The organism is Natrinema longum, from assembly GCF_017352095.1.
Classification (GTDB): Archaea; Halobacteriota; Halobacteria; order Halobacteriales; family Natrialbaceae; genus Natrinema; species Natrinema longum.
Genome location: NZ_CP071463.1, coordinates 1,489,780 through 1,515,968, shown reverse-complemented (window position 1 = coordinate 1,515,968; position 26,189 = coordinate 1,489,780). Strand labels below are relative to the sequence as shown.

The following is a 26,189-nucleotide window of genomic DNA, read 5'->3' as shown; positions in this document are numbered from 1 at the left end:
TATCGTTGGAGTTCGCTTTTCGAACAGTAACAGGTGACTACCGGCCGACGTCGCGACCCCGAGGCGACATCGAGGCGAGCGTCGTCACGATAAACATAACCCGGCCCCGCTCGAATGCGTCCCCATGACCGATCCGGAGACGTTCGTCGAAACCGTCAGCGAGGAAAACCAGACCGCCCTTTCACGACTCGGCTCCTCGAAGTCGCTGTACGCCGACACCGGCGGCGAGATCGACACCGAACCCGTCCTCGAGGCCACCGCCGACGCCGAGTACGCCGCCTGGCAGACCTTCCTCGGGTGGGCCGACGACGAACCCAACGAGGAGGCCCGCGCGGCTTTCGAGACGACCGCCGAGGAGGAACGGGGCCATTACGAGACCGTCGACGGCAAACTCGACGACGAGTACGAGCCGACCGAGACGCCCCAGCTCCACGCGTACCTGCGCGACCGCGAGGACACCGTCTCCCGCGTCGGCGCGCTCGTGGGTCGCATCCTCGCGAGCCAGCGCTCGAAAGACCAGGTCGTCGGCTACTTCGTCGGCGACGCCGACCCCCAGACCGCCAGCCTGTTTCGCGGCTTCGGCGAGGACTTAGACGACCAACTCGAGCGCGCGACAGCACTCCTCGAGACGGTCTGTGAGGGCGAGGAAGACTGGGACCGCGCCGAGGAGGCCGCGACGGGTGCGATCCAGGCCGCCTACGATGAGTACGTCGAGACGCTCGAAGGGATGGGCGCGAACCCCAAACCGGTCTGCTAACGAGCCAGCGGTGGCGCGTGCTGAGCGACGGGTCGCCGATGGCGACCCGTTGCTCGAACGCACGCGAGGGATGAGCGAGTACCACGAGCGAATCGGCTGGGGAGGACGTGGCGGTTCCCTGTCGGCACGCGAGCAGGACTCGTCGGCCTTCACCGCCGGAGCTGCCCGTCTCCGTTCAGGCTCGGCGTCGCGGCTCGAGGACTCTCGAGTTCTCCCTCATCATCCTCTCACACCGCGAAAAACGTCGGTTCCCAGACCCCTAGACGCCCTCGAGCGTCGACCGGAACTCCGTGATCGCCCCGAGGGCGTCCTCGAGGTGATCGGCGACGTCGCCGCCCTCGTCGTCCGCGATGTCGTTCAGAATGTGTTCGTGGCGCGCGAGTTGTCCGTGGTCGGGCCCGTGGTCGGCCGTGGCGTAGTCCTCGAACTTCGCCGCCTGGTTCTGGAGTCGTTCCTGTGCCTCGTCGTCGGACGCGGCCGCTGCCGCGTCTTCGATCGACTCGGCCGCGTTCTCGAGTTCCTCTCGAGCCATGGCCGACGCTTCTCCCGGAGGTATTAAAACGGTTTCAGTCCGTTCCGAGTCACTGGAAGGACGGGACGTCGACTGGGCCGCCGGCACGTCCCGTCTCATACGGTTTGCTGTCCCGATCTCCCGGTGGGACCGCAGGACGGTCTCGGTCACACCGGCACCGACGGACAGGAGACCGTCTCAGAGGGCCCGTTCGATCCGATCCTCGAGCGAGCGCTCCGCGACGGCGTCGCCGGTGACTCCGTAGACGGCATCGCGGAAGTTCGTCCGGTAGCTCCCCGGGCCCGCGTACTCGAGCTCGGCCGCCCGTTCGCCGGCGAGGCCGAAGGCGAGCGCGCCGTGGACGGCAGCTTCGTGGGCCTCCTCGAGTGCACCACAGAACGTCCCGACGGTCGCGCCGAGCATGCAGCCGGTCCCGACGACTTCGCCGAGCATCTCGTGGCCCGCGGCCACTCGGACCGCGCCGTCGGCGTCCGCGACGACGTCTTCGACGCCCGAGGCGACGACGATCGCGCCGGTCGACTCGGCGACCGAACGGGCCGTCCGCTCGATTCCCTCGTAGTCACCGATCGACTCGACGCCTTTGACCTCCGCCTCGACGCCAGCGAGCGCACTGATCTCGCCGTAGTTGCCCTTGATCGCGGCGAATTCGACCTCCGAGAGGAGGCTTTCCGCGACCGCGTCGCGCGAGGGCGTCGAGCCGACGCCGACGGGGTCGAGGACGACCGGTATCCCACGCTCGTTGGCCGTCCGGCCGGCCTCGTGCATGGCCTCGACGCGGCCGTCGGGCACCTGCCCGATGTTGATCACGACCGCACGCGCGGCTGTGGCCATCTCGCCGGCGTCCCCGAAGGAGTCGGCCATCACCGGCAACCCGCCCCAGTGGAGGGTCAGGTTCGCCACGTCGTTGATCGTTACCGTGTTCGTCAGGTGCTGGACGAGCGGCTCCGTCTCCCGGACCGTCCGAACCGAGTCCGCGAGGTCCGCGGCGGCGATGTCAGTAACGCTCATTCTCTTCGTCCTCCGCGACCGACTTCCTTTGGCGTTTCGACGGCGGCAGCAAGCGATTCCGTCGCGGTTCGTGGATCCGGCGCTGCCGTGATCGCGCTGATTACGGCCACCCCGGCTGCGCCCGCTGTAACGACGGGTGCGGCGGTGTCGGCCGTGATCCCGCCGATCCCATGGACCGGAACCGAGACCGCGTCGGCGATCTCGGCGACCCGAGCCGGACCGATCCCGTCTTTGGGTTCGTCGACGTCCTTCGAGGACGTTCCGTAAACGGCCCCGACCCCGAGGTAGTCCGCGCCGTGGGCTTCCGCCTCCCGAGCGTCCGCGACCGTCGACGCCGAACAACCGACGATCGCGTCCGGCCCGAGCAGGTCACGAACGACCGACACCGGAAGATCCGACTGTCCGACGTGGACTCCGTCGGCATCGATCGCCCGGGCGAGATCGATCCGATCGTTGACGATCAGGTCGACGCCCGCCGCCGCCGTGCGTTCGCGTAACTCGAGGCCGAGTTCGTACCGCGATCGGGCGCTCGTCTCCTTCTCGCGGAGTTGGACGGCGTCGATACCGCCGTCGATAGCCGCGTCGACGATCTCGAGTGTCGATCGGTCGCCCGACAGCGACGCCTGCGTGACCAGGTAGACCCGCCAGTTCGAGGGATTCACGGCTGACACCAGTCGGTAATATCACTAAGTGGCTTCGATCGAGACGCCACACGACCGGACGGGGAGCCGAGAAGCGGCGCAAAAACGGATCGTCCGTTCGAGCGTGATTACAGTTGTCGAGTTCGCTCGGCCCCGGATGCGATCGGACCCACTCGTTGACGACTGCTGTACTACTGCCGTAGCCACTGAAACGATCGACACACTGACCGCGACACTGTCATGTGGTCAAGTCTGCATCGACTTTCAGTGGCTACTATAGCGGGAACGAGTTCCGGAGCGACCCCGAACGAGACGCGAGGCGATCACTGCGACAGCGTCGGGAGTCCCGTCTCACCGTCCTGCGCCCGATCCTCCATCCTTATAGGTATATAACCACATCATTACCTACTAGCCAATCTATATTCTCTACACCATAGAGTTATATGTGGGATCGTGGTGGATCTGTATATGATGAAACACGATGCACGAACGACCGATCGACTCGGCCACGTCCCCGCGGAGCTCGGCTCCGCACAGAGCAAGCTCGTCTACCTCACGCTCGAGGCGACCGGCGGAGCGACCGCGACGGACCTCAGTGAACTGCTGGCCATGCGGAAACTGTCCGTTCTGAGCGTGCTGTCCTCGCTCGAGAGCGAAGAGCTGATCGAACGAACCGAGTCCGAGTACGTCGTCGCCAACTGAGAGCCCGCTCAACCCCGCCCGACGCGGTGCTTCGAAGCCTTTATCCGCGCGGTGGGCCTCCGTTCTCGTAAGTAATCACAACCATGTCAGACAAGCCTGCCTCCATGTACCGGGAGATCAGTAAGCCGGCCTACACGCGCCGCGAGTACATTACTGGCATCCCGGGTTCGAAGATCGCACAGCACAAGATGGGCGACGCCCAGGCCAACGCCGAGGACTACCCCGTCCAGATCAGCCTCATCACGGAAGAAGAGGTCCAGATCCGTCACGGTTCGCTCGAGGCTTCCCGCCTCTCGGCCAATCGGCACATGCTGAAAAACGCCGGCGAGAACAACTACAAGATGGTCCTGCGCAAGTTCCCCCACCACGTCATCCGGGAGAACAAGCAGGCGACGGGCGCGGGTGCAGACCGTGTTTCCGACGGGATGCGCCAGGCGTTCGGGAAGATCGTCGGCACCGCCGCTCGCATCGACGCCGGCGAGCGCATTTTCACCATCTGGTGTGACGTCGACGACGCCGAGTTCGCCAAGGACGCGCTCCGGCGCTCCTACAACAAGATCTCGCCGCCGTGTCGCGTCGTCGTCGAGCGTGGCGAAGAACAGCTGATCGCCTAGAAACCACCTTTTACTTTGCGCTCGTTTCGCGCCGGGAGCGGCGATGCCGCTCCACGGCGCGTTGTCGCTCGGTAAAAGCTGGACCAAAAGCACTCCTCCTTCCGTTCCCTCGTTCCTGATCGTCACTCGGTCACCTCAGTCGTCGGCCCGCTCGTTCGTGCCTTCGGCACTCACTCGCGGTCGGTTCGGTCAACCGCCTGCCTTTCCCCGGATCGTGCGTCTCTCGCATCTGCTCGAGACGCACTCCCGGCCACGGAACATTCGGATACGTAAGCGGTCCGCACGTCTCCGTGCTGCATGCCGGATCACGCCGGCATCAGTTTGTTTGGTGGCCAATCAGACGAAAAGAATAACGTGGGTTCGCTATGGCATATTACGTATGGATCGCCGAGGAGTCCTCGCCGCCGGGGGAAGTCTGTTCACGATCTCGGCCGCAGGATGTGCTGCGTTCGAGTCCGAATCCGAGGACCCGCCGGAACCGGTCGTCGGAGACGTTCGAGTTCCGGCGGTCGAGCACGTCGACGGCGACGTCGTTCCGCCCGTCGAGTCGATCGACGCGGACTCGGACCACGAGTTCGCCGCGACGTTCGAAAACGCCGGCGACGACGGCGAGGCCGCGATTTCGCTGTATCTCCTCGAGGCGGACGAGACCGACGGTGACGTCCTCACGGCCGGCGCTCCCGCTCGCGTGACTCTCGTCCACTTCGCGGCGGGCGAACGGCGCGATGTCGTCGTCGACGACGTTTCGGCCGAGGGGTACGACGCCTACTTCCTCGAGGCGCAGGTCGGGAGCGTCGAGGCGGACGTCCGAAACGACGGCGAGGAGGGGCTCGTCGAGATCGCACTCACCTCACCGGACGGCGAAACGACGGACGAACGGCGGACGCTCGAACTGGACGCTGACGCGACCGAGACCGTCTCGTTCGACGGGCCGTTCGTGCGGGAAGCGTACGACGTGCGAGTGAAGGCGGCCGACGAGTAGCGCCGGTGGTCGAGCACTCCTCGTTTCGGTCCCGCGTTCCCTATCGTAGCCACGAGACACCTTTTTCCCCATCTCCTCCCGAGTACCGCGTATGATCGATCTCGCGGTCGCGAACGATCAGGAGACGTTCGAGCGGATGGGGGAGCCGCTGGCCGAGCGGGGGATAGCAGTTCACCACGTGCCCGTGCGCGAGCGCACAGTCCCGCTCGGTGATCCACCGTGGGGTCCCGACGAGTACGACGTCGGCTTCGTCTATCCGGGGCGGCTCATGGAAGGCGGGGTCGCGGATGCCCTCCTCGAGATTCCGTGGCTCAACGACCACGAAGCGGTGTTGACCTCGCGCAACAAGGCCGAGGTACTGGCGCGCCTCGGGCGGGCCGATCTGCCGGTCCCGAAGTCGGTCTACGTCTCGAACGACGTCGGGGAGGCCGAACTGGTCGACGTCTTCGAGCGGTTCGAGCCGCCCGTCGTGGTCAAACCCAACTCGACGACGCGAGGGGTGGGGGTCGCGAAGGCTCACGATCTGGATTCCTTTCTGGGGATCTGTGACTACCTCTCGCTGGTCCACGACTACCGGGCGACCGGCGACCAGTCCTTTCTCGTCCAGGAGTACCTCCCGAACGCGACCGATTACCGGGTGATGATACTCGAGGGCGAGTACGTCGGCGCGGTCGAGCGCAGATTGCCCGACGAGGCGGTGAGCGAGGGCCAGTGGAAGCACAACGTCCACCGCGGCGCGGACGCGACCGGCGTCGACCTCCCCGACGCGTGGCGCGAGCTCGCCGAATCGGTCGCTGCCGAACTCGAGATCCCGTTTCTGGGCGTGGACGTACTCGAGACGGACGACCGGCTGGTGATCAACGAGACGAACGCGCGACCGACGATCGACGAGGAAACGAAGTACGAACCGGACTTTTACGACCGGCTCGCGACCGCGATCCGCACCGTTGGCGACTGAGACGATCCGTTGTACCCATCCACCGGCGTAACCACAGGGGAGTTCGGGGTCCTATCGGTACTGACGTACAGGAGTCCGTCTGAGAAGACCGAAACCGAGTCGGTTCGACCGCGACTGCCCGATTACTCGAGACTGATATCGGAGGACTGTTCGGCACGATCGAAGACGACTTCGAGGACGCCGTTGTTGTAAGTCGCCGATGCGCTGTGTTCGTTGACGCGGGTCGGCAGCGAGACGCGCTCGTCGTACTGGCGGTGGTCGCTCTCCGCGGAGATCGTCAGGGTATCGCCGTCGCACTCGAGTTCGATGTTGTCCTTTTCGACGCCAGGGAGGTCGGCGACCACGCGGACCTCGTCGTCGGTCTCGTGGATGTCGACGTGGGTGTCCATGCCGAACCCGTTGTCGACCGCACTCGAGGAGTTGAAATCGACGTTGGCATCGGCTCCGTTCATCATCTCGTTCATCATTCGTTCGATCTCGCGAAACAGGTCGTCGAAGGGTTCGTCGCGGTCGTCTCGGCGCATGGACGGGTGTAGGGTGGCGGGTGGGAAAAACTTTCTGTCGCTGCTATACGACCGGGAGCCGATCGTCGGCCGGCGTGGGGATGGTCGTCCGGGACAGTCGCTCGCTCGAGTCGACTCGAGCGAGGGAGACGGAGGCGTGTCTAGAACCCGATCCCGAGCGTCTCGTTGGTCGTTTCGATGCTTTCCTCGGCGTCGGCAGCGCCGGTCACGGCACGAATGGCATCGACGTTCTCCGGGACGACGTCGCTCTCCTGGTGAATGCCCTGGAACAGGTAGCAATCCCGGCCGACGGTCGAGACGGATTCCTCCCAGATGCAGTTCTCCCAGATGTCGCCGCGCGGTCGGCCCGCGTCCAGCGCGTACTCCTTGAGTTTGCCGCTGCCGTCGATGTCCATCCGCTCGGGAATCAGGAACAGGCGCGACTCGTCGGCGAACAGTTCGCGGACGTCGGCCGCGTCGACTTCCTCCTCCAACGTGACGTTGAGGCTGTGCATGTGCATCAGCGTCGCGGGCACCTTCATGCCGAGCGTATCGATATCGAGATCGGGGAAGATGGTCTCGACGTCGGGACCGTGGTGGGAGGGAATCGTCACCGGATTCGGGAGGATGTCGTTGATCGGCCCACGCGATGTCTGGCCGGGGTCGCCACCGCGACGGACGAGCGTCGCGCGGACCTTCTCGACGCCGTACGCCTCCCGGAGCGGCGCGATGACGCGAGAGAGCCCGGTCGTGTTACAGGAGACGACGCGCACGTGGTCCGCGTCGACGGCGTCCTCGAAGTTCGAGCGTGCGTTGAAGCTCACGTCGGTGAGGTCGGCGTCCTCGCCGCCCTGATAGAGCGCGGGCGTGTCGTACTCCTCGTAGAGTTCCTTGTTCTGCGCGCCGATCCCCGACGGCGTGGCGTCGACGACGACGTCGGCGTCTGCCACCAGGTCCTCGACCGGCCCCGCGATCTCGAGGCCGGCCTCGGCGAACAGTTCCTCGCGTTCTTCGACCGCCGCATAGAGTGCAAAGCCCTTCTCGATCGCTGTTTCGGCCTCGAAGTTCGGCCGCGTCTTCGCAACTCCCAGTACCTCCATGTCGGGCTGTTGCCGGACGGCGTCCGCGACGCGCTTGCCGATCGTGCCGTAGCCGTTGATGGCGACCTGTAGCATATACTCGGGAGTGAACCACCGAGCGGGATAATCGTTTCGAGCCCTCGCAGCCGATTGTTACTCGGATCGGAGTTCAGGATCGATCTCGAGGACGATCGGAGTTTTCGTTCGTCCCCTCACTCGATCGGATCCCCTTCTTCGAAGCCGGTCGAGAACCCATCCGCGAGACCGAAGGCAAGACATATCGGCTCGCTCACCACACACGCACGTATGGTAGCACTTCGAGACGCGGCGGAGACAGCGGTCCGCCAGTGTCTGGGTCTGGAGACGGGAGAGTCGTGTGCGGTCGTTACCGACGACGAGCGCGAACCCATCGGAGAGGCGATCTACGAGGTGGCGACCGAGATCACCGACGACGCCGTGCTCGTCCGCTATCCGCCGGGGGAAACCCACGGTAGCGAGCCGCCGGCACCGGTTGCAGCTGCGATGGCCGGGGCCGACGTGGTGCTCGCGCCGACGACCAAGAGCCTGAGTCACACTCGGGCCCGGACCGAAGCCAACGAGGCCGGCGCGAGGGTCGCGACGCTGCCCGGCATCACCGAGGACGTCTTCACGACCGGCCTCGACGCCGACTACGAGTCCATCGCGGCCCACTGCGAAGCGGTCCGCGAGCAGGTCGCTGACGCCGACGAAATTCGCGTCACTACCGACGCTGGAACTGATATCACCTTCGACGTTGGCGGACGGGACTGGTTCTCGGACACCGGTATCGTCCACGAACCCGGTCAAATGTCGAACCTCCCGGCCGGCGAGGTATTTATCAGTCCCACGACCGCGGACGGAACGTTCGTCGTCGACGGGACGATGCGTCCCCACGGTCTGCTCGAGGAGGATCACCGGCTCACGTTCGAGGTCGAGGACGGCCTCGTCACGCACATCTCCGACGACGAGATCCGAGAGACGGTCGAGACCGCTTCCGAGGCGGTCGAGGACGCCGCGTACAACCTCGCGGAACTCGGTATCGGGACGAACGTGGCAGTCACCGAACTCGTCGGCTCGGTCCTCCTCGACGAAAAGGCCGGTGGTACCGTCCACATCGCGATCGGCGACAACGCGGGCATCGGCGGCGAGACGGAAGCGCCGATCCACCTCGACGGGATCGTTCGGGAGCCGACCGTCTTCGCCGACGGCGAGCGCGTCGAACTTCCCCAGCCGGGCGATTCCTGATCGGTTGGGTGCGTCCGAGCGTTCGGCTCCGTTTCGTGTCTGTCTCGAGGGGAAATTCCGTCCGTGTCGATCGATTAAATCTTCACAGTACGTGTGGGAACCTAGTGGTTTCAAGTGATGATAGTGTGATTTCGGACCGATGAGCGGAACGAAGGGATACGACATTCGGGGGATAGAGCTCACGGACGACCGATACACTGTCGAGCAGGGACTCGTTCGGAACAAGTACAAAGCGCTCGACGTCGACGGGAACGTCGTTCTCAGGGGTAAACAGAAGATGCTCAAGATGAAAGAGGAGTTTCCGTTCGTCGACGCCGACGGCAACGAGGTGTTCACGGTGAAAGCCGGCGGCATCATCGACGTCGCAGGGAACTACGTGCTTTCAGACGCCGAGACCGGCGAGAATCTCGTTATCCTGGATAACGACTACTCGCTGCTTCAGGACACCTGGAAGATCCGCGATGCGACCACGGAGGCGAAACTGGCCGAAATCAACTCCCGTGGTGCGATGGTGACGCTGGCCCGGAACATCGTTCCGTTCGGCGGTTGGATCCCCCACAAGTACGAGATCACCGATCAAGAGGGTGCTCACGTCGGCTCCATCGATGGACAGTTCTCGCTGCGGGACCGCTACGAGATCACCATCGACGACGCCAGCACCGTCCCGAAAGAGCCCATCGTTGCAGCGGCGATGGTCATCGACGCGATTCAGGGGAACTAGTGCGGTCCACGCCTGCAGTCGACGGTTGGAACGGGACTAGTGTCCTCTTCCGTGTCGGCTGCAGGGACGAACCGACTCCCATGGCGTTCGACCCAGAAGTCGACATCTGTCCGGGAGTAAGACGGGTTCAATCGTCTTTTAGGTGCGTAGCGTGTACAGGGGGTATGAGCGAACTACCGGATCGGGTTCCGACGCCCTGTCCTTCGTGCTCGCCGGACCTCGAGACGGTCCACGAGGTACTCACGGACGGCGGCGGTACCCTCACCGTTCGGTGCAGCGAGTGTAGTCACGTCCACAAGATCCAACCCGACCGCGAGAGCGAAGTCACGCTCGACGTCGTCGTCTCCCAGGGCGGAGAATCGTTCACGGCGAACGTCACCACGCCCGAGGACGAGACCATCGAGGTCGGCGACGAGTTCATCCTCGAGACCGAGGAAGTCCTCTCGACGGTTCGCGTGACGAGTCTCGAACTCGGCGGGCAAAAACGAGTCGAGGAAGCGCCTGCCGACGAGGTCGAGACCGTCTGGACCCGCGAGGTCGACAACGTCGGGGTCAACGTGACCGTCCATCCACAGGACGGGTCACGGGAGGACAGTCGGAGCATCACGGTCCACGTTCCCGGCGACTACGAGTTCGAGGTCGGTGCGGTCGAATCCTTCGGCGACGACGAGTTCGAGATCGACGCCTTCGTCGTCCGCGGCGACGCCGACGGCTACCGGCGGGATCGGTTCGATATGGAGGGCGATACTGCCTTCGCGAAGGACGTCAAGCGCGTCTACGCCTACGACGAACAGAGCAGCGCCTGGTCCGCCTGGTAATTTTCCCGGTACACGCGGCGGAGTCCTCATACAGGCCGTGTCCACCTTCGAACCTAATGGGGCCTGGAGTCCCCACTCCTTCCCGCGTACACGCGTCCGCGCCGTTCGTGTCGGTTCTTCCTCGAGGTCAGCCGTTCGAAAATCGGTGACACCGACCGCCTACTGAACGTACAGCGAATATGCGATCACGAGAAAGCCAGCCAAAACGAGCAGACTTTCGAGTAAAATTCCCGTTATGAGGAGGACGCCGAGCAGCTCGTACAACATACCGGCGAGTACTAACCCGAGCGTGACCAGACCGAAGCCGGCAGCGAGATAGCCCAATGCCCGCTGTCGGGTCCGACGATACGCCTTGAACGCGAAATACGTGATGAACCCACCCACCACGAGCACGAGCGTCTTGACGACCGTCAGCGCGAGTGTCATCTCCGTCGGACCGGCTGGAAGCGCGTTCATGTTTCCTTTCGTACCTCCGACCACAGTTCTGCGAGCCGTTCGTCGGCGGTCCGGGCCGGCCGCTCGATCTGGACTGACAGCGATCGATCCTCGTCTAACCCGAGCGTAATCTCGTCGAACGCGACCGAGTACTTGCTCGCGTGATGCCCGTCCTGTCGAATCTCCGTCGACTCCTCGAGGAGCGTCGCCTCGGTCAACAACTCGAGCTTGCGGTACAGCGTCGACTGGGGGATCTCACACTGCTTCGATAGCTCGGCAGCAGTCATGGGTTCCTCGAGATTGCGAATAATCTCACGGCAGTCGGGATCGTCCAACGCAGCGCAGATTTCCTCCGCGGACGTCGTCGACTCCGAAGCGAACGGGTCCCGGACCATTCGTGTTCCCCTTATGACGCACATGGTTTATCGGCATCGATGCGTCTCCCATCGCTCTCACTCGGCAACTTCTGACACGAAGCCTTCTTGCGCGTGCGCGCTCGAGTGTGACACCACGCGGGTATCATCCGGCCCGACCGCACCTTCGAGGGTGGGATGACCGGCCGACCTCCGCCCGCGTAACATTCACTCGCCGTCGAGTCGAATCGCTCGAGCGACGGCTGCGTTTATTACTGTTATCGCGACGATCATCTCGTGGAAAATCATGCCATGGTATCGGGTTCCGATACGAGTCTCGTTCGACGGCCTTATATGTGAACCGGGCATTCGATTGTAATGCGAACGACGTGGCACACCCGCCACGTTCCCTCCGGCCGCAACCCGGCACGGAGGTAGGCATCACATCCGCTCTCGGACGACCCGTCGGTTCGATCCGACGGCCTTATCCGTACTCGAGGGCTCCACTATGGATGTGTTCGTGGTCGGTTTCTCCGTCCACGACGATCCGGGGCCCTTATACGCGTCTGGGCGTTCAGTTGTGATCGTACATCCCGCTGCCGGATGCGGTTTCCGGTGCAGGATCGATCCGACGCCCTTATATGTACGAGGGCATTCGGATGTGAACACGAAGAACGTGTGATCGACGGAACGTTCAACTCGTTCCGTCATCCCGGATGGATCGAACCCAAAGGGGTTATGTACCCCGGACGGTGTACGATTACATCCGCAAGAGATGAGGATTCCACCCCTGCGGTCCGCCGTACAGATGGGATCTGATGTTAGCCTTGGTAGTTCGGTGACGCTCGATCGGTCGGCGATCAGTGTGTCATCGAACGTGGACCCATTATGTGTGAGTGTGTACTAACATTCACCGCCAACAGACCCTCCCCACACGGGGAGTAATATAGCATTCCGGTTGATCCTGCCGGAGGTCATTGCTATTGGAGTCCGATTTAGCCATGCTAGTTGCACGAGTTCAGACTCGTAGCAGATAGCTCAGTAACACGTGGCCAAACTACCCTATAGACGGCGATAACCTCGGGAAACTGAGGCTAATAGCCAATACGGTTCGACACCTGGAGTGGTGTGAACCGGAAACGTTCAGGCGCTATAGGATGTGGCTGCGGCCGATTAGGTAGACGGTGGGGTAACGGCCCACCGTGCCCATAATCGGTACGGGTTGTGAGAGCAAGAGCCCGGAGACGGTATCTGAGACAAGATACCGGGCCCTACGGGGCGCAGCAGGCGCGAAACCTTTACACTGCACGCGAGTGCGATAAGGGGACTCCGAGTGCGAGGGCATATAGTCCTCGCTTTTTGCGACCGTAAGGTGGTCGCAGAATAAGTGCTGGGCAAGACCGGTGCCAGCCGCCGCGGTAATACCGGCAGCACGAGTGATGACCGCTATTATTGGGCCTAAAGCGTCCGTAGCTGGCCACGCAAGTTCGTCGGGAAATCTGCGCGCTTAACGCGCAGGCGTCCGGTGAAAACTGTGTGGCTTGGGACCGGAAGATCCAGAGGGTACGTCCGGGGTAGGAGTGAAATCCCGTAATCCTGGACGGACCACCGGTGGCGAAAGCGCTCTGGAAAGACGGATCCGACGGTGAGGGACGAAAGCTCGGGTCACGAACCGGATTAGATACCCGGGTAGTCCGAGCTGTAAACGATGTCTGCTAGGTGTGGCACAGGCTACGAGCCTGTGCTGTGCCGTAGGGAAGCCGTGAAGCAGACCGCCTGGGAAGTACGTCCGCAAGGATGAAACTTAAAGGAATTGGCGGGGGAGCACTACAACCGGAGGAGCCTGCGGTTTAATTGGACTCAACGCCGGACATCTCACCAGCATCGACAATGTGCAGTGAAGGTCAGATTGATGATCTTACTGGAGCCATTGAGAGGAGGTGCATGGCCGCCGTCAGCTCGTACCGTGAGGCGTCCTGTTAAGTCAGGCAACGAGCGAGACCCACGTCCCTAATTGCCAGCAACACCCTCGTGGTGGTTGGGTACATTAGGGAGACTGCCAGTGCCAAACTGAGAAGGAATGGGCAACGGTAGGTCAGTATGCCCCGAATGTGCTGGGCGACACGCGGGCTACAATGGCCACGACAGTGGGATGCAACCCCGAGAGGGGACGCTAATCTCCGAAACGTGGTCGTAGTTCGGATTGAGGGCTGAAACTCGCCCTCATGAAGCTGGATTCGGTAGTAATCGCGCCTCAGAAGGGCGCGGTGAATACGTCCCTGCTCCTTGCACACACCGCCCGTCAAAGCACCCGAGTGGGGTCCGGATGAGGCCGACGGAACGTCGGTCGAATCTGGGCTCCGCAAGGGGGCTTAAGTCGTAACAAGGTAGCCGTAGGGGAATCTGCGGCTGGATCACCTCCACAGACCGGGACTGGGGCGTCGCCCCAGCCCACCTTAGCGGTTTCACGTTCGATCGACCAGCGTCTGGCCGATCGGGCACCTTTGAACTACCGAGGCTAACATGATACGCTCTGTCCGCCCGAGAGGGTGGACGTGGGCCCATAGCTCAGTGGTAGAGTGCCTCCTTTGCAAGGAGGATGCCCAGGGTTCGAATCCCTGTGGGTCCATGTCTCGGAGGACGATCGAATCGTGCCCCTTAAGTGGGTTAGCCGATTTCGATCTAATCCGAACAACGAACCGATGCACCACCCCGTGTAAACGCGGGTGGGAAGGGTTAATGCATGCCGCGTCTACGGCGTGCAGATGAGACCGTGTGTACGTGTAGTCCAGGCGTCCACTGGACCCGTTCCCGGGTCACTACGTGGTTGTAACATCCGTTACGACTGCCGATCCGATGAACGTGGCTACTGTGCCAGCTGGTGGATCGCTCGGCTTGAGAGCTGATGAAGGACGTGCCAAGCTGCGATAAGCCTGAGGGAGCCGCACGGAGGCGAAGAACTCAGGATTTCCGAATGGGAATCCCCACCGCAATTGCTTCGCGCAATGGGGAACGTCGAGAATTGAAACATCTTAGTATCGACAGGAAAAGAAAGCAAACGCGATGTCGTTAGTAATGGCGAATAAACGCGACAGAGTCCAAACCGAAGCCTTCACGGGCAATGTGGTGTTCGGGCTGACTCTCATCAGCGGAAACGCGACGCGAAGTCTCTTGGAATAGAGCACGAAACAGGGTGACAGTCCCGTACCGTCGACGAGTATGCTGTGCGTCAGTCCCAGAGTATCGGGGGTTGGATATCCCTCGTGAATATCGCGGGCATCGACCGCGAAGACTAAACACTCCTCAAGACCGATAGCGAACAAGTAGCGTGAGCGAACGCTGAAAAGCACCCCACGAAGGGAGGTGCAATAGGGCGTGAAATCAGTTGGCGATGGAGCGACAGGGCACACAAGGTCCCGGACATAATGAATCAGGTGCGAACCTGTAGTAAGCAGTTTGGGAAGCCGGTGTTCTGTCGTACGTTTTGAAAAACGAACCAGGGAGTGTGCCTGTTTGACGAGTCTAACTCGATTATCGAGGAAGGCGTAGGGAAACCGATATGGCCGCAGTGCTTTGCACCAGGGCCACCGTGTTCAAGCGCGGGGAGTCAAACGGGCACGACCCGAAACCGGACGATCTACGCAAGGGCAAGATGAAGCGTGCCGAAAGGCACGTGGAAGTCTGTTAGAGTTGGTGTCCTACAATACCCTCTCGTGACCTTTGTGTAGGGGTGAAAGGCCCATCGAGTCCGGAAACAGCTGGTTCCAACCGAAACATGTCGAAGCATGACCTCTGCCGAGGTAGTTCGTGGGGTAGAGCGACGGATTGGGGGACCGCACTCCGAGAGGAGTGCGCCCCCCTGTCCAACTCCGAACCTACGAACGCCGTTTGACGCAGGGAGTCCGGTGCACGGGGTAAGCCTGTGTACCGTGAGGGAGACAACCCAGAGCTGGGTTAAGGTCCCCAAGTGTAGACTAAGTGCGATCGAAGGTGGTCTCAAGCCCTAGACAGCCGGGAGGTGAGCTTAGAAGCAGCTACCCTCTAAGAAAAGCGTAACAGCTTACCGGCCGAGGTTTGAGGCGCCCAAAATGATCGGGGCTCAAGTCTACCACCGAGACCTAGCAGTGCGGCTCACACCGCAATCTTGTAGGTTGGCGTTCTGTTCGGGTGGAAGCACGGAAGAGATTTCGTGTGGACCGTTCAGTAACGAAAATCCTGGTCATAGTAGCAGCGTTAGTCGGGTTAGAACCCCGACGGCCGAACGAGTAAGGGTTCCTCAGCAATGCTGATCAGCTGAGGGTTAGCCGGTCCTAAGTCTGCCCGTAAGTCGAAGCAGACAACAGGGAAATAGGTTAATATTCCTATGCCAGTGTGCACTCAAAGCTGACGCTTTGGGGCCGCCTGAGCCGGGCTTTCGCCCGGTCGAACTGTCGAAGAGCGTGGAAGCCGTAATGGCACGAAGCGTTCGAATGGCAGGATCGCGTAAGTCAGGTCTACCCAGAGCCCGTGAAAAGGCGAGCACACTGTCCGTACCGAGATCCGACACAGGTACTCATGGCGGCGAAAGCCAAGGTCTGTCGGGATCAACCGACGTTAGGGAATTCGGCAAGTTAGTCCCGTACGTTCGCAATAAGGGATGCCTGCCTCGCGAAGAGGCAGGTCGCAGTGACTCGGGCGCTCCGACTGTCTAGTAACAACATAGGTGACCGCAAATCCGCAAGGACTCGTACGGTCACTGAATCCTGCCCAGTGCAGGTATCTGAACACCCCGTACAAGGGGACGAAGGACCTGTTAACGGCGGGGGTAACTATGACCCTCTTAAGGTAGCGTAGTACCTTGCCGCTTCAGTAGCGGCTTGCATGAATGGATCAACGAGAGCGCCACTGTCCCAACGTTGGGCCCGGTGAACTGTACGTTCCAGTGCGGAGTCTGGAGACCCCCAAGGGGAAGCGAAGACCCTATAGAGCTTTACTGCAGGCTGTCACTGAGACGTGGTCGCCATTGTGCAGCATAGGTAGGAGGCGGTACACAGGTACCCGCGCTAGCGGGCCACCGAGCCAGCATTGAAATACTACCCGATGGTGACTGCGACTCTCACTCCTGGCGGAGGACACTGGTAGCCGGGCAGTTTGACTGGGGCGGTACGCGCCTGAAAAGATATCGGGCGCGCCCCAAGATTTCCTCATCCGCGTCGGAGACGCGGAAAAGAGCGCAAGAGCATATGGAAGTCTGACAGTGTCCGGCACAACGACGGACGCTGACGCGAAAGCGTGGTCTAGCGAACCAATTAGGCTGCTTGATGCGGCCAATTGCTGACAGAAAAGCTACCTTAGGGATAACAGAGTCGTCACCCGCAAGAGCACATATCGACCGGGTGGCTTGCTACCTCGATGTCGGTTCCCTCCATCCTGCCCGTGCAGAAGCGGGCAAGGGTGAGGTTGTTCGCCTATTAAAGGAGGTCGTGAGCTGGGTTTAGACCGTCGTGAGACAGGTCGGCTGCTATCTATTGGGGGTGTTACGGTATCTGACGGGAACGATCGTATAGTACGAGAGGAACTACGATTGGGTGCCACTCGTGTACCAGCTGTCCGGAAGGGCACGTGCTGGGCAGCGACGCACCACGGGGTAAGAGCTGAACGCATCTAAGCTCGAAACCCACCTGAAAAAGAGATACCACAGAGATCACTCGTAGAAGACGAGTTCGATAGACTCGGGGTGTACGCACCAAGGCAACGAGGTGTTGAGCCCGCGAGCACTAATCGATCGAGCCACACATTCATACTACATCGCATTGGATCCGTGACGCGAGAACGGGTCCGGACGCAAACTGGACTACACGTATACTACGGTCTTGGACACACCGACCGATATTGGAATGACGACGGTTCGATTCCGTTGATCGGCATTACGGCGGCCACAGCGGCGAGGAACCTCCCGTACCCATCCCGAACACGGAAGATAAGCTCGCCTGCGTTACGGTGAGTACTGGAGTGGGCGACCCTCTGGGAAATCCGTTTCGCCGCCACCACTCATATCGACCAATACGGTCGACCGACCGATCGTGGTCTGACGGCGGTTCGATTCCGCCGATCGGCATTACAGCGGCCACAGTGGCGAGGGACCTCCCGTACCCATCTCGAACACGGAAGATAAGCTCGCCTACGTTTCGGTGAGTACTGGAGTGGGCGACCCTCTGGGAAATCCGATTCGCCGCTCCCATTCATTTCAACCCACACAGCAACTGCTGTGTGGGTTTTCGTATTTGTTTCGAGACAGCGACAGCACCGGCCGCTACTACAAGTTATCCGGGACGTAAAATAACTGCACCCGCTTCGCGGTCTATACTAACTGGATGACGTTTCCGTTCGAGGTCACGTGGAGATCGCGTCCGAGTTTGTACCCTTGATTGGAGGCCAGATCGACGTATCCCGAAAAGCCGCTCATGTTCTGGTGAGCCGGGATGACGTGCTCGGGTTGCAGTGCATCGAGCATCTCGTAGTGGCCCTCCTGACAGAGGTGACCAGAGACGTGGACGTCGTCGTAGATCCGCGCGCCCTGCATGCGGAGTAGCTTTTCGGCCTGGTAGCGCTGCCCCTCGTTCGTCGGCTCCGGAATGACGCGAGCGGAGAAGACGACCTTGTCACCGTCCTCGAGTTCGTAGGGGGTTTCGCCACGACCCATCCGTGTGAGCGTTGCTCGAGGCTCACCTTGATGGCCGGTGACGACGGGGAGGAAGTTCTCCTTGCCTTCGTTCATGATTCGCTCGAAGGTCTGTTCGATGGATTGACGGTAGCCGACCATCTCGACGTCGGAGGGGAAGTCGACCCCGATCTGTTTTGCGGTACCGGAGTAGGTCTCCATCGAGCGGCCGAGCAGGATCGGCGTGCGATCGATGTCGCGAGCGAATTCGATCAGCGATTTCACGCGGGCGATGTGACTCGAGAAGGTGGTGGCGACGATGCCGCCGTCGTAGTCCTCCATGCTGTAGAGGACGTCCCGGAGGTGTTCGCGGGCGACGTTTTCCGAGGGCGTTCGGCCCTTCTTGTTCGCGTTGGTACAGTCCTCGATGTAACAGAGGACGCCGTTGCCCTCGCGGCCGATCTCGCGGAACCGCTCCATATCGATCGGATCGCCGATGACTGGCGTGTGGTCCATCCGTTTGTCGAGCCCGTAGACGACCGCGCCTTCGGGCGTGTGGAGGACCGGGTTGATTGCCTGAATGATCGAGTGGGTGACGTTGACGAACTCGAGTTCGACTGCGCCGGAGTCGCCGATCGACATTGTTTCGCCGGCGTCCATCTTGACGAGGTCGTTTTCGGTATTGAATTTCCCTTCCTCCTCGAGTTCTCCCTTGACCAGTTCGAGGGTGAACGGCGTCGCGACGATGGGTGCGTCGTATCGGTGTGCGAGTTTGCTGATCGCACCGATGTGGTCGAGGTGGCCGTGAGTGGGGACGATCGCTTTGACGTCACCTTCGAGGTCGCTCATGACCCGGTCGTCGGGAATGGCTCCCATATCGATCAGGTCGAGGCTGTGCATGCCTTCGGTTCGGATGTTGTCGTGGATCAGGACCTTCGACAGGTTCAGTCCCATGTCGAAGATCACGATGTCGTCACCGGCGCGGACAGCCGTCATCTGTCGGCCGACTTCCTCGTAACCGCCAATCGTTGCAATTTCAATTTCCATAGCTGGGGCCGATCATAGCAGTCCTGTGGACAGTACGTAGCCAGAACGGCTACTGGGGGGCATCTCGAAACGTGAGTACGTATCGATCACGTTGTGGGGGTGCCCTTCCACGCGTTGACTGCAGGAATGTGCCGGAAACTGTGCCGGAGTCGATTCTGCAGCAGGCGTGGGGCTCCACTCGTTCGAAGCGAACGGGGAGTCCCAACTGCGCCACGGACGGCGCCTATTTCGGTTAGTAGAATAACGACTCTCGTGACGTAAGTAGTTCTGGGTTTCACGGAGAGCGATGGCCACACAGCGAGCGAATCGGTCGACAGTGGTACCGATCGCCCGGCGGAACCCGGTATTCCGCGATCGGCGTTCAGTGCCGTCGATCAGTCGTCGCTGGGTGCTGCTGCAGCACCATCGTCGGCACTGACGCCCGTGCCCGGCCCGATGTCGATTCCGAGGTCGTCGAGTTTCTCGTCCGGGACGACGCCGTCGACCCAGCCGCGGTGCTCGTAGTACTCCGCCTTCATCTCGTCGAGTTCGCAGTACTCACCCTCGCTGGCACCCTGGCCGCGGATGCCGTCCTCGAGGAAGCGCGCTGGCAGCGAGTCGTCAGCCCCGTCGAAGCCGTTGAGGTTGTTGTAGTATCGCTCGAGGTTGTAGACGCGTTCGCCGGCCTCGAGGAGTTCTTCCTCGGTGACGTCGCGGCCGGTCATGCCGTTGTACTGCAGGACGTACTCCTCGATGCCTTCGGCGAAGGCGTTGAACTTGCAGATGTCGAACGAGTCGCTGATGGCGTGGAGGTCCTGGAATTGGGCGGTGAGTTCGCCTTTGCCCTCGTACTCGTAGGGGTCGACCTTCTCGGGAACGCCGAGGATCTCCGCGGCGGGCGTGTACCCACGCAGGTGACAGGCACCGCGGTTCGAAGTGGCGTAGCCGATGCCCATGCCTTTCATACAGCGCGGGTCGTAGGCGGCGATCGTCTGGCCTTTGACCGCAAGCGAGTTTTCGTGGGCGTCTTTCCGGTCGGCGACCCGGCGTGGCCCCTCGGCCAGCAGATCCGCGAACTCGTCCTCGCGGCGGGCGATCCGCTCGATCATGTCGATCATCGTCTCGGTGTCGCCCCACTCGAGTTCGCCGACGCCCTCGAGTTTGCCCTCCTCGGTCATCTCCATGGCCATCGCCATCATGTTGCCGGCGTCGATGGTGTCGAGGCCCATGTCGTTACAGCGCTCGAGCATGAGGGCGATCTTGTCGCGGTCGGTGTGGCCGGAGTTGGGGCCGAGGGCGTAGGCCGATTCGTACTCGTAGGATTCGGTCCGGACGTTCATCTCCTCGCCTTTGTGCATCGCCGTCACTTCGACTTCCTTCTTGCAGGCGACCGGACAGGAGTGACAGGTCGGCTCGTCGACGAGGATGTTCTCGCGGACGTTCTCACCGGAGACCCGCTCGGCGTCGATGTCGACGCCTTCGGCCTCGCGCATGCTCTTCGTCGACGTGTATTTCCCGTTCTTCGTCGGGAGGCCGTCCATCTCCTCGCCGATGTTCATCAGGACGTTCGTGCCGTACATCGAGAGCCCGCCCTCGTTGGGTGCGGTGACCTCCGACTCCGTGATAGCCTGCATCGCCTGCTGGTGACCTTCCTTGAAGGTCTCCGAATCGGCCGGTTTCGGCATCTTGGTCGTGGATTTGACGACGACCGCTTTGAGGTTCTTCGACCCCATCACACAGCCGGTCCCGCCCCGGCCGGAGGCGCGATCGTCCTCGTTCATGATGCAGGCGTATTTGACCCCGTTCTCGCCGCCGGGGCCGATCCCCATGATACTGAGATTCTTCCCGTAGGAGCCCTCGACTTCGTCTTCGATCGCGTCCCGCGTCTCGTGAAAGCCGTTCCCCCAGAGGTGGGATGCGTCCCGAAGTTCGACCTCGCCGTCCTCGACGACGGCGTAGACCGGGTCGTCGGCCTGCCCTTCGAAGCAGAGGCCGTCGAAGCCGGCCCACTTGAGTCGGGCTCCCGACCAGCCGCCGTGGTGGCTGTCGGTGACGGTGCCGGTCAACGGCGACTTCGTACAGACGGCGATCCGGCCGCTCATGGTGACCTGTGTGCCCGACAGCGGCCCGTTCATGAACGCGAGCAGGTTGTCGGGTCCGAGCGGATCGACGTCCGGTCCTTGATCGAAAACGTACTTTACCCCCAGCCCCCGCGCACCGATATACTTCTTCGCGTCCTCGTCGTCGATCGACTCGTAGGCGACCTCCCCGTCCGAGAGATCGATGCGGGCGACCCTGTCTTGAAATCCGCCGAGTTCAGTCATGGTAAACGCTCGTTCTTATCTACGACCTCCAGGCTGTTAGTCGTTCCCAACCCTACGTAACCGAAACCAGTTGTACGATCGGCGCTCCGGTCACTCGAAATATCGCGGGATGAGACGGCCGTTAATTCTGTGGTACCTTCCGCTGAGTCCGGAAAGAACTGCAAAAGCGTAACCGTCATCACTCACGCCGACTCGTCGGTCACGTCTCGTCGTCACCGGTCACTGTCGTCCCAGCATGCTCTTCCACGAACGGACTCCGGACGGTGCGGCTACAGGAGGAGTGCGACCACCGCGAGGATGATAAAGATCAACACGAAGATCCGCGCGATCTCCATCGAGATCCCGGCGACGCCGCGGGCACCCACGGCAGCGGCAACGATTGCGAGGACGAAAAAGATGATCGCCCAGTACAGAAACCCGCCGCCGGCCTGAAGCGGAGTTGCAAGCGTAAGCATACGAGTCTCTCCCACGACGAGATAGATAAACACCGGCGACCGTCCGAAACCGTTCCCGTGGCTAAGCCGTGACTACAGGTCTCGAGCCGTGACCGTCGTCGAGCGATGCATCAGGTGTCCCCCAGGAATGCCTGACACAGTTTCGCCTCGGCCGTCCGCAGGTGCTCGTGGAAGGTTGGCCGCGAGACGCCCATCGACTGGGCGAGCTCCTCACCGGTCGTCGGTCGGGGCCACTCGAAGTAGCCGCCGAGATAGGCTCGCTGTAACGCGCCGAACTGGCGGTCGGTCAGCGCCTCCTCGAGGCGAGCGGCGAACTCCTGGCGGGTTTCGGGGTCGCGCTCGCGCTGTCGGAACGAGAGGACGTCGGTTCCCGCATACCGGTCTTCGATCGCCTCGACGACCGAGCGAACGTTCGCCGAGCGGGGGATCTCCAGGGTGACGCGCGCTCGGCCGCTCTCGCTCTCGATGGCTTCCGTGCGGACGCCGCGCTCGGAGAGCCAGCCGACGAAGTCGTCGGCACCGGTCAGTTCGATCAGACACTCCTCGTCACGCTCGACGATGATGCTGCAGTCGACGTCGGACAGTCCGTCGACGGCAGCGACGATCTCGTCGGCGCTCGCGCCGGTGGCGGTAAACAGCGACGCCGTCTCGTCGCCGGTTCGGTGGACCGAACGGCGGTACTCCAGCCGACAGTCGGCGTCGGCCGAAAGCGCGACCGGTGGTAGGGTGCGATCCGTCAGGTCGAGTTCGACGGCGACGACCGCGTCCGTTGCGAGCATTCGGCTCGTTTCACGGGCGTTGACTCCGCTGGCGACCGCGCGGGCGAGCGCGGAGAGGATGACGGTCTCCCGGTCGTCGACTGGACGGCTGCGATCCATACAGACCGTCAACACGCCGTACTCGATTCCGTTGTACGACAGCGGAAACGCGGCGTGAGTCGTCCCACCGACCGTCTCGACGGTGCGGTCGTTCGTCGACAGCGTTCGTGCGACCGGGTGGTCCCCGTCGGCCGGCAGCCCCTCGGGTGAGACGCCCGCACTCGAGCGGACGTCTATCGTGCCGGTCGCAGGATTGTGTTCGCCGATCCAGGCCCCCTCGTAGGCCTCTTCGGCGGCGATCCGGGCACAGACTTCGGCCTCGAGTTCCGAGCGGTCGGTGGAGCCGGCGACGACGGAGGTGACGTCCTGGATCAGCCCTTCGACGCGATCGAGGATGTACTCGAGCTCTTCGGTCCGTTTCTCGAGGGCGATTTCGGCCTCCTTGCGCGCGCTCACATCGTTCTGGAACCCGACGTAGTTGGTCACGCGACCGTCTTCGTCTCGAACGGGGGCGATCGTCACTTCGTTCCAGAATTCGGTGCCGTCCTTGCGGTAGTTCTTGAGTTCGACGGTAACCGGCCGATCCTCGTCGATCGCTGCCGCCATCTCGGCGATGGCCCCCTCGTCGGAGTCCGGTCCCTGCAGGAACCGACAGTTCCGGCCCACGACCTCGTCGAACTCGTAGCCGGTCATCTCCTCGTAGGCGGCGTTGACGTACACGAGCGGGTTGTCCTCGAGGTCCGGGTCCGAAATAGTGATCCCGACGGGTGCCTCCTCGAGCGCGCGATCCTTGACCAGCCGATCGCTTACGCCCGTCGTCGGGGGCGACTCGTCGGTATCGCTCTCGGCTTCGGCCACGCCGCCATCGAACGTGATCGTTGCGCCGTTTGCCCCTCGATGAATACGGACGCGTCCGGCGTCGTCGAAGTCGACCTTCCGGGCGGTACCGACCGTCGTTTCGTCGATCATCGTGTGGAGCCGGTCCCAGTGCGTGCCGAGTGCGGTTGCCGCATCCCGATCAGCGTCGCCGAGGTCGAACGCGTCCCGGGCGGCTTCGTTCGCGTACGTGATCGTTCCCCCGGCAACCGCCACGACCGGATCGACGACGTGCTCGAGGGCCCGGACCGCCCCCGAAGCGTCCCCGATGGTGCCACCACGTTTCGTGTCGACATCGTCCATGGCTGTTCCTACGGTCGGCTGCCTAAGAACGGTTATGATTGGACAACAGGCCACCCGTCGGCGCGCAGGCTAGAGTGTTATATAGTGCCATGGTGTACAATATCACATGTCAGTACATAGATCGCCGTTCGAGCAACTTCGAGAGAAGTTCGACGATTCGGAGCTTCGCTGCCCGGCGTGTGGGTACGTCGACACTGACGGCGGCTGGCGCGTCACTGCATCGGGCAGTCGGGTCCGATACCAGTTCGTCTGCCCGACCTGCGACGCCGTCGAGACGAGGGAACTTCGCCTCGAGTGATCGTCCGAGGTAACCGATTTCTCCGCCCGCCATGGGCCAGGCGTTCGAGGAGCGGACGCGACGTCGACTTCCCCGTCAACGCTCGATTCAACGCTCGTAAACTCTTTTTTCCCGAGAAAACACGTTCTTGGGAACGCACAATCTCGTAACAGTCGTCCCGTTTTAGCCCGACAACGGCTGTACGTCGGCCCGTATGGTTTCACAACCGCGAACACTCGGTGTCGCGTTCGTCGCGCTGGTGGTCCTGCTCGCGGGGGGTCCCGCCCTCGTCGGTGGCGCGACCACGGCTGCGGACGACGATGCCGGAGACATGAGCGACACGAGCGCAACGCTCGAGAACGTACAGGTCGGCACGCTCGAACTCGAGAACGTGACGATCGAGAACGCGACGATCGACGAACTCAGCGTTCAGCAACTGGAGGGACAGGGCGGTGAGGAGCTCCGACAGCAACTCAACGAGAGCGAATCCAACGGGGACAATCAGTCCGCAGGGAACGACTCCGCGGACGACCAAGCCTCCGGAATACTGCTGTCGGATGTTTCCCTCGAGACGCTAGCACTGGAGAACGTTTCCATCGAGGAACTCGGGGGCGGTAACGGCACGGCCGGTGACAACGAAACGGCCGCCGAAGGCGAGGACGACGGCGAAAACGAGTCGTCGACCGCTGTCGATCAGCTGGTCGATGCCGAGTCCGACAACCTCTCCGTCCAGAACGTGACGATCGAGTCGATGACGACCGATCGGCTGACGATCGACGAGCTGACCGTCGAAGACGACGGCGGGGGAATCCTCTCGGGTATCTCCGACTTCGTCGGCGGGTTGTTCGGCGGCGACGGTGACGACGGCGAAACGAACGAAACCGCCGGTCAGAACGCCAGCACGCAGGCGGTCGAGGAGCTAACCGTCGAACAGTTCGACGTCGACGAGATCACGGTCGAGTCGATGACGATCGGCAGCCTCGAGAGTCAGGGGGACGGGGCCCAGACGGCCGAGAACGAGACCGAGAACGAAACCCTGGCGACCGAAAACGAGACGACCACGGGCGAGACGATTCCGTTGCTCTCGGCTGGGTCGATGACGATCGACAACGTTTCGGCCGACACGGTTACCGTCGGTGAAACCGAGCAAATCCAGGAACTTCCCGGGCCCGCACAAGGAAACGAGACGATGGACGAGGGTGATAACGAGACAATGAACGAAACGATGGGCGAGGGTGATAACGAGACGATAAATGAGAGTGAAAACGAAACAATGAACGAAACGGCGTCGCTCGGCGGACTCGGCTGACCGACACGAGTGAGCCGTTTCCACTCACGGCGAGTCGGCGCGGCGGTATCGGTCTGTTTCCGCGGAGCGCTATCGTCTCGTTGAGTCAGTGAACGCCCGCTGGCACGTAACTCGGTTCAACGATTCCTCTCGCCGTCCGGGCCGCTCTCCTCGTCGAACAACCGATAGTACGAGAGGGCAAGAACCGTCCGGCCGTCGCGGATCTCGCCGTCGGCCACCGCGTCGGTCAGGTCCGCGAGCGATCGCTCGGTCACGCGAATGCTCTCGTTGTGATCGAGTTGCTGTTCGGCGGTCGGCCGGCAGCCACGAGCGACGAAGCAATGCAAGACGGCGTCGGCGATCCCGTTTGCCGGCTCGACGGTCACCAGTGGCTCGAGTTCGTTGGCTTCGTAGCCGGTCTCCTCGGCGAGCTCCCGGCGTGCCGAGGCCTCGAGATCCTCGTCGTCCGGTTCGACCCCGCCGACGGGGAGCCCGCGGCTGATCCGCGCGACGGCTTGTCGCCATTCTTCGATACAGACGACGGTTCCGTCGGGCGTAAACGGCAGGATACAGACGCTCGCGGGTTCCGAGAGATAGTCGAACTCCGATTCGGTTCCATCGGGAAGTCGAACGGACTCGTTAACGACATCGAATCCCGGACAGGAGTAGGCTACTCGGCGCTCGCCCGTCTCCCAGGCGAGTGGGTCGGTTGGCATAGCGGACGGTACGGCGGTGAGCGTCAAAAACGCCGCGTCATATACGGACTCGAGCGTGGACGCTACCGGCCCTCTCGGCGGCACGGCCGCTCGTCCGTTC

Annotated in this window: 22 protein-coding genes, 1 tRNA gene and 4 rRNA genes; 15 read left to right on the top strand and 12 right to left on the bottom strand. The window is 62.2% G+C overall.

The genetic code is table 11. The annotated features are described in order from the left end of the window. Nucleotides 1–124: 124 nt before the first annotated feature. The gene (locus J0X27_RS07605; protein ID WP_207271763.1) at nt 125–757 is read left to right on the top strand and encodes a rubrerythrin family protein; all 633 of its coding nucleotides are present in this window, start codon (nt 125–127) and stop codon (nt 755–757) included. Between the two features lie 259 nt (nt 758–1,016). Here the strand turns inward: J0X27_RS07605 and J0X27_RS07600 are convergent, their stop codons facing one another. From J0X27_RS07600 to thiE, 3 genes are all read right to left on the bottom strand, one after another. Next, nucleotides 1,017–1,289, bottom strand: a complete 273-nt coding sequence (locus J0X27_RS07600; RefSeq protein WP_207271762.1) for a DUF7553 family protein — start codon at nt 1,287–1,289, stop codon at nt 1,017–1,019. Between the two features lie 177 nt (nt 1,290–1,466). Continuing rightward, on the bottom strand, nt 1,467–2,297 hold the full coding sequence (gene thiM / locus J0X27_RS07595; RefSeq protein ID WP_207271761.1) for a hydroxyethylthiazole kinase: 831 nt from the start codon (nt 2,295–2,297) through the stop codon (nt 1,467–1,469). After that, entirely contained in the window at nt 2,294–2,959 is a 666-nt protein-coding gene (gene thiE / locus J0X27_RS07590; protein WP_207271760.1) for a thiamine phosphate synthase, read from the bottom strand. The genes thiM and thiE overlap by 4 nt, the downstream gene beginning before the upstream one ends. A 447-nt stretch (nt 2,960–3,406) precedes the next feature. Between thiE and J0X27_RS07585 the strand changes: the two genes are divergently transcribed. The 4 genes from J0X27_RS07585 to J0X27_RS07570 all read left to right on the top strand — a co-directional run bounded on the left by J0X27_RS07585 (nt 3,407) and on the right by J0X27_RS07570 (nt 6,194). Next, complete coding sequence (locus J0X27_RS07585; protein WP_207271759.1) at nt 3,407–3,640, top strand: helix-turn-helix domain-containing protein; 234 nt, start codon at nt 3,407–3,409, stop codon at nt 3,638–3,640. Nucleotides 3,641–3,723: 83 nt separating this feature from the next. Further along, nucleotides 3,724–4,254, top strand: a complete 531-nt coding sequence (locus J0X27_RS07580; protein WP_006182876.1) for a 50S ribosomal protein L16 — start codon at nt 3,724–3,726, stop codon at nt 4,252–4,254. A gap of 379 nt (nt 4,255–4,633) precedes the next feature. Next, complete coding sequence (locus J0X27_RS07575) at nt 4,634–5,236, top strand: hypothetical protein (RefSeq protein ID WP_207271758.1); 603 nt, start codon at nt 4,634–4,636, stop codon at nt 5,234–5,236. Nucleotides 5,237–5,327: 91 nt separating this feature from the next. Beyond that, nucleotides 5,328–6,194, top strand: a complete 867-nt coding sequence (locus J0X27_RS07570) for an ATP-grasp domain-containing protein (RefSeq protein ID WP_207271757.1) — start codon at nt 5,328–5,330, stop codon at nt 6,192–6,194. A 122-nt stretch (nt 6,195–6,316) separates the two neighbouring features. On the opposite strand, the gene J0X27_RS07565 is transcribed toward J0X27_RS07570, so the two are convergent. After that, nucleotides 6,317–6,718, bottom strand: coding sequence for an Hsp20/alpha crystallin family protein (locus J0X27_RS07565; protein ID WP_097381218.1), 402 nt, complete (start codon nt 6,716–6,718; stop codon nt 6,317–6,319). A gap of 140 nt (nt 6,719–6,858) precedes the next feature. Further along, nucleotides 6,859–7,872 (bottom strand): type II glyceraldehyde-3-phosphate dehydrogenase, encoded by a 1,014-nt coding sequence (locus J0X27_RS07560; RefSeq protein WP_207271756.1) that lies wholly within the window; start codon nt 7,870–7,872, stop codon nt 6,859–6,861. Between the two features lie 210 nt (nt 7,873–8,082). Between J0X27_RS07560 and J0X27_RS07555 the strand changes: the two genes are divergently transcribed. The 3 genes from J0X27_RS07555 to J0X27_RS07545 all read left to right on the top strand — a co-directional run bounded on the left by J0X27_RS07555 (nt 8,083) and on the right by J0X27_RS07545 (nt 10,578). Beyond that, on the top strand, nt 8,083–9,039 hold the full coding sequence (locus J0X27_RS07555; protein ID WP_207271755.1) for an aminopeptidase: 957 nt from the start codon (nt 8,083–8,085) through the stop codon (nt 9,037–9,039). 139 nt (nt 9,040–9,178) lie between these two features. Continuing rightward, the gene (locus tag J0X27_RS07550; protein WP_097381221.1) at nt 9,179–9,760 is read left to right on the top strand and encodes an LURP-one-related/scramblase family protein; all 582 of its coding nucleotides are present in this window, start codon (nt 9,179–9,181) and stop codon (nt 9,758–9,760) included. Between the two features lie 164 nt (nt 9,761–9,924). After that, a complete protein-coding gene (locus J0X27_RS07545) occupies nt 9,925–10,578 on the top strand; it encodes an HVO_0476 family zinc finger protein (protein WP_207271754.1) in 654 nt (217 codons plus the stop codon). Between the two features lie 159 nt (nt 10,579–10,737). Here J0X27_RS07545 and J0X27_RS07540 read toward each other — a convergent pair whose 3' ends face one another. Together J0X27_RS07540 and J0X27_RS07535 are read right to left on the bottom strand one after the other, a co-directional pair. Beyond that, the gene (locus J0X27_RS07540; RefSeq protein ID WP_207271753.1) at nt 10,738–11,034 is read right to left on the bottom strand and encodes a DUF7521 family protein; all 297 of its coding nucleotides are present in this window, start codon (nt 11,032–11,034) and stop codon (nt 10,738–10,740) included. Next, nucleotides 11,031–11,408 carry a winged helix-turn-helix domain-containing protein gene (locus J0X27_RS07535; RefSeq protein ID WP_097381224.1) on the bottom strand — a complete coding sequence of 126 codons (378 nt, stop codon included), beginning with the start codon at nt 11,406–11,408 and terminating at the stop codon, nt 11,031–11,033. The genes J0X27_RS07540 and J0X27_RS07535 overlap by 4 nt, the downstream gene beginning before the upstream one ends. A 909-nt stretch (nt 11,409–12,317) precedes the next feature. Here J0X27_RS07535 and J0X27_RS07530 point away from each other — a divergent pair. From J0X27_RS07530 to rrf (J0X27_RS07510), 5 genes are all read left to right on the top strand, one after another. Further along, nucleotides 12,318–13,789: ribosomal RNA gene (locus tag J0X27_RS07530) — 16S ribosomal RNA — on the top strand. Between the two features lie 134 nt (nt 13,790–13,923). Continuing rightward, nucleotides 13,924–13,995: transfer RNA gene (locus J0X27_RS07525), tRNA-Ala, on the top strand. Between the two features lie 228 nt (nt 13,996–14,223). Further along, nucleotides 14,224–17,144: ribosomal RNA gene (locus J0X27_RS07520) — 23S ribosomal RNA — on the top strand. Between the two features lie 129 nt (nt 17,145–17,273). Beyond that, nucleotides 17,274–17,395, top strand: a 5S ribosomal RNA gene (rrf, locus tag J0X27_RS07515). 69 nt (nt 17,396–17,464) lie between these two features. Next, nucleotides 17,465–17,586: ribosomal RNA gene (rrf, locus tag J0X27_RS07510) — 5S ribosomal RNA — on the top strand. The 16S, 23S and 5S rRNA genes sit together here with 1 tRNA gene alongside, the layout of an rRNA operon. Nucleotides 17,587–17,706: 120 nt before the next feature. Here rrf (J0X27_RS07510) and J0X27_RS07505 read toward each other — a convergent pair. The 4 genes from J0X27_RS07505 to J0X27_RS07490 all read right to left on the bottom strand — a co-directional run bounded on the left by J0X27_RS07505 (nt 17,707) and on the right by J0X27_RS07490 (nt 23,808). Further along, nucleotides 17,707–19,053: a ribonuclease J gene (locus J0X27_RS07505; protein WP_207271752.1), complete on the bottom strand. Its 1,347-nt coding sequence runs from the start codon at nt 19,051–19,053 to the stop codon at nt 17,707–17,709. Between the two features lie 374 nt (nt 19,054–19,427). After that, nucleotides 19,428–21,356, bottom strand: coding sequence for an aldehyde ferredoxin oxidoreductase family protein (locus tag J0X27_RS07500; RefSeq protein ID WP_207271751.1), 1,929 nt, complete (start codon nt 21,354–21,356; stop codon nt 19,428–19,430). A 269-nt stretch (nt 21,357–21,625) separates the two neighbouring features. Next, nucleotides 21,626–21,811 carry a DUF1328 family protein gene (locus J0X27_RS07495; protein WP_207271750.1) on the bottom strand — a complete coding sequence of 62 codons (186 nt, stop codon included), beginning with the start codon at nt 21,809–21,811 and terminating at the stop codon, nt 21,626–21,628. 110 nt (nt 21,812–21,921) lie between these two features. Then, nucleotides 21,922–23,808 (bottom strand): bacterio-opsin activator domain-containing protein, encoded by a 1,887-nt coding sequence (locus J0X27_RS07490; RefSeq protein ID WP_207271749.1) that lies wholly within the window; start codon nt 23,806–23,808, stop codon nt 21,922–21,924. 106 nt (nt 23,809–23,914) lie between these two features. Here J0X27_RS07490 and J0X27_RS07485 point away from each other — a divergent pair, with 106 nt between their 5' ends. Next, complete coding sequence (locus tag J0X27_RS07485) at nt 23,915–24,106, top strand: HVO_0649 family zinc finger protein (protein WP_207271748.1); 192 nt, start codon at nt 23,915–23,917, stop codon at nt 24,104–24,106. 193 nt (nt 24,107–24,299) lie between these two features. Further along, nucleotides 24,300–25,394, top strand: coding sequence for a hypothetical protein (locus tag J0X27_RS07480; RefSeq protein WP_207271747.1), 1,095 nt, complete (start codon nt 24,300–24,302; stop codon nt 25,392–25,394). A 116-nt stretch (nt 25,395–25,510) separates the two neighbouring features. On the opposite strand, the gene J0X27_RS07475 is transcribed toward J0X27_RS07480, so the two are convergent. Beyond that, on the bottom strand, nt 25,511–26,089 hold the full coding sequence (locus J0X27_RS07475) for an NUDIX hydrolase (protein ID WP_207271746.1): 579 nt from the start codon (nt 26,087–26,089) through the stop codon (nt 25,511–25,513). Between the last annotated feature and the right edge of the window lie 100 nt (nt 26,090–26,189).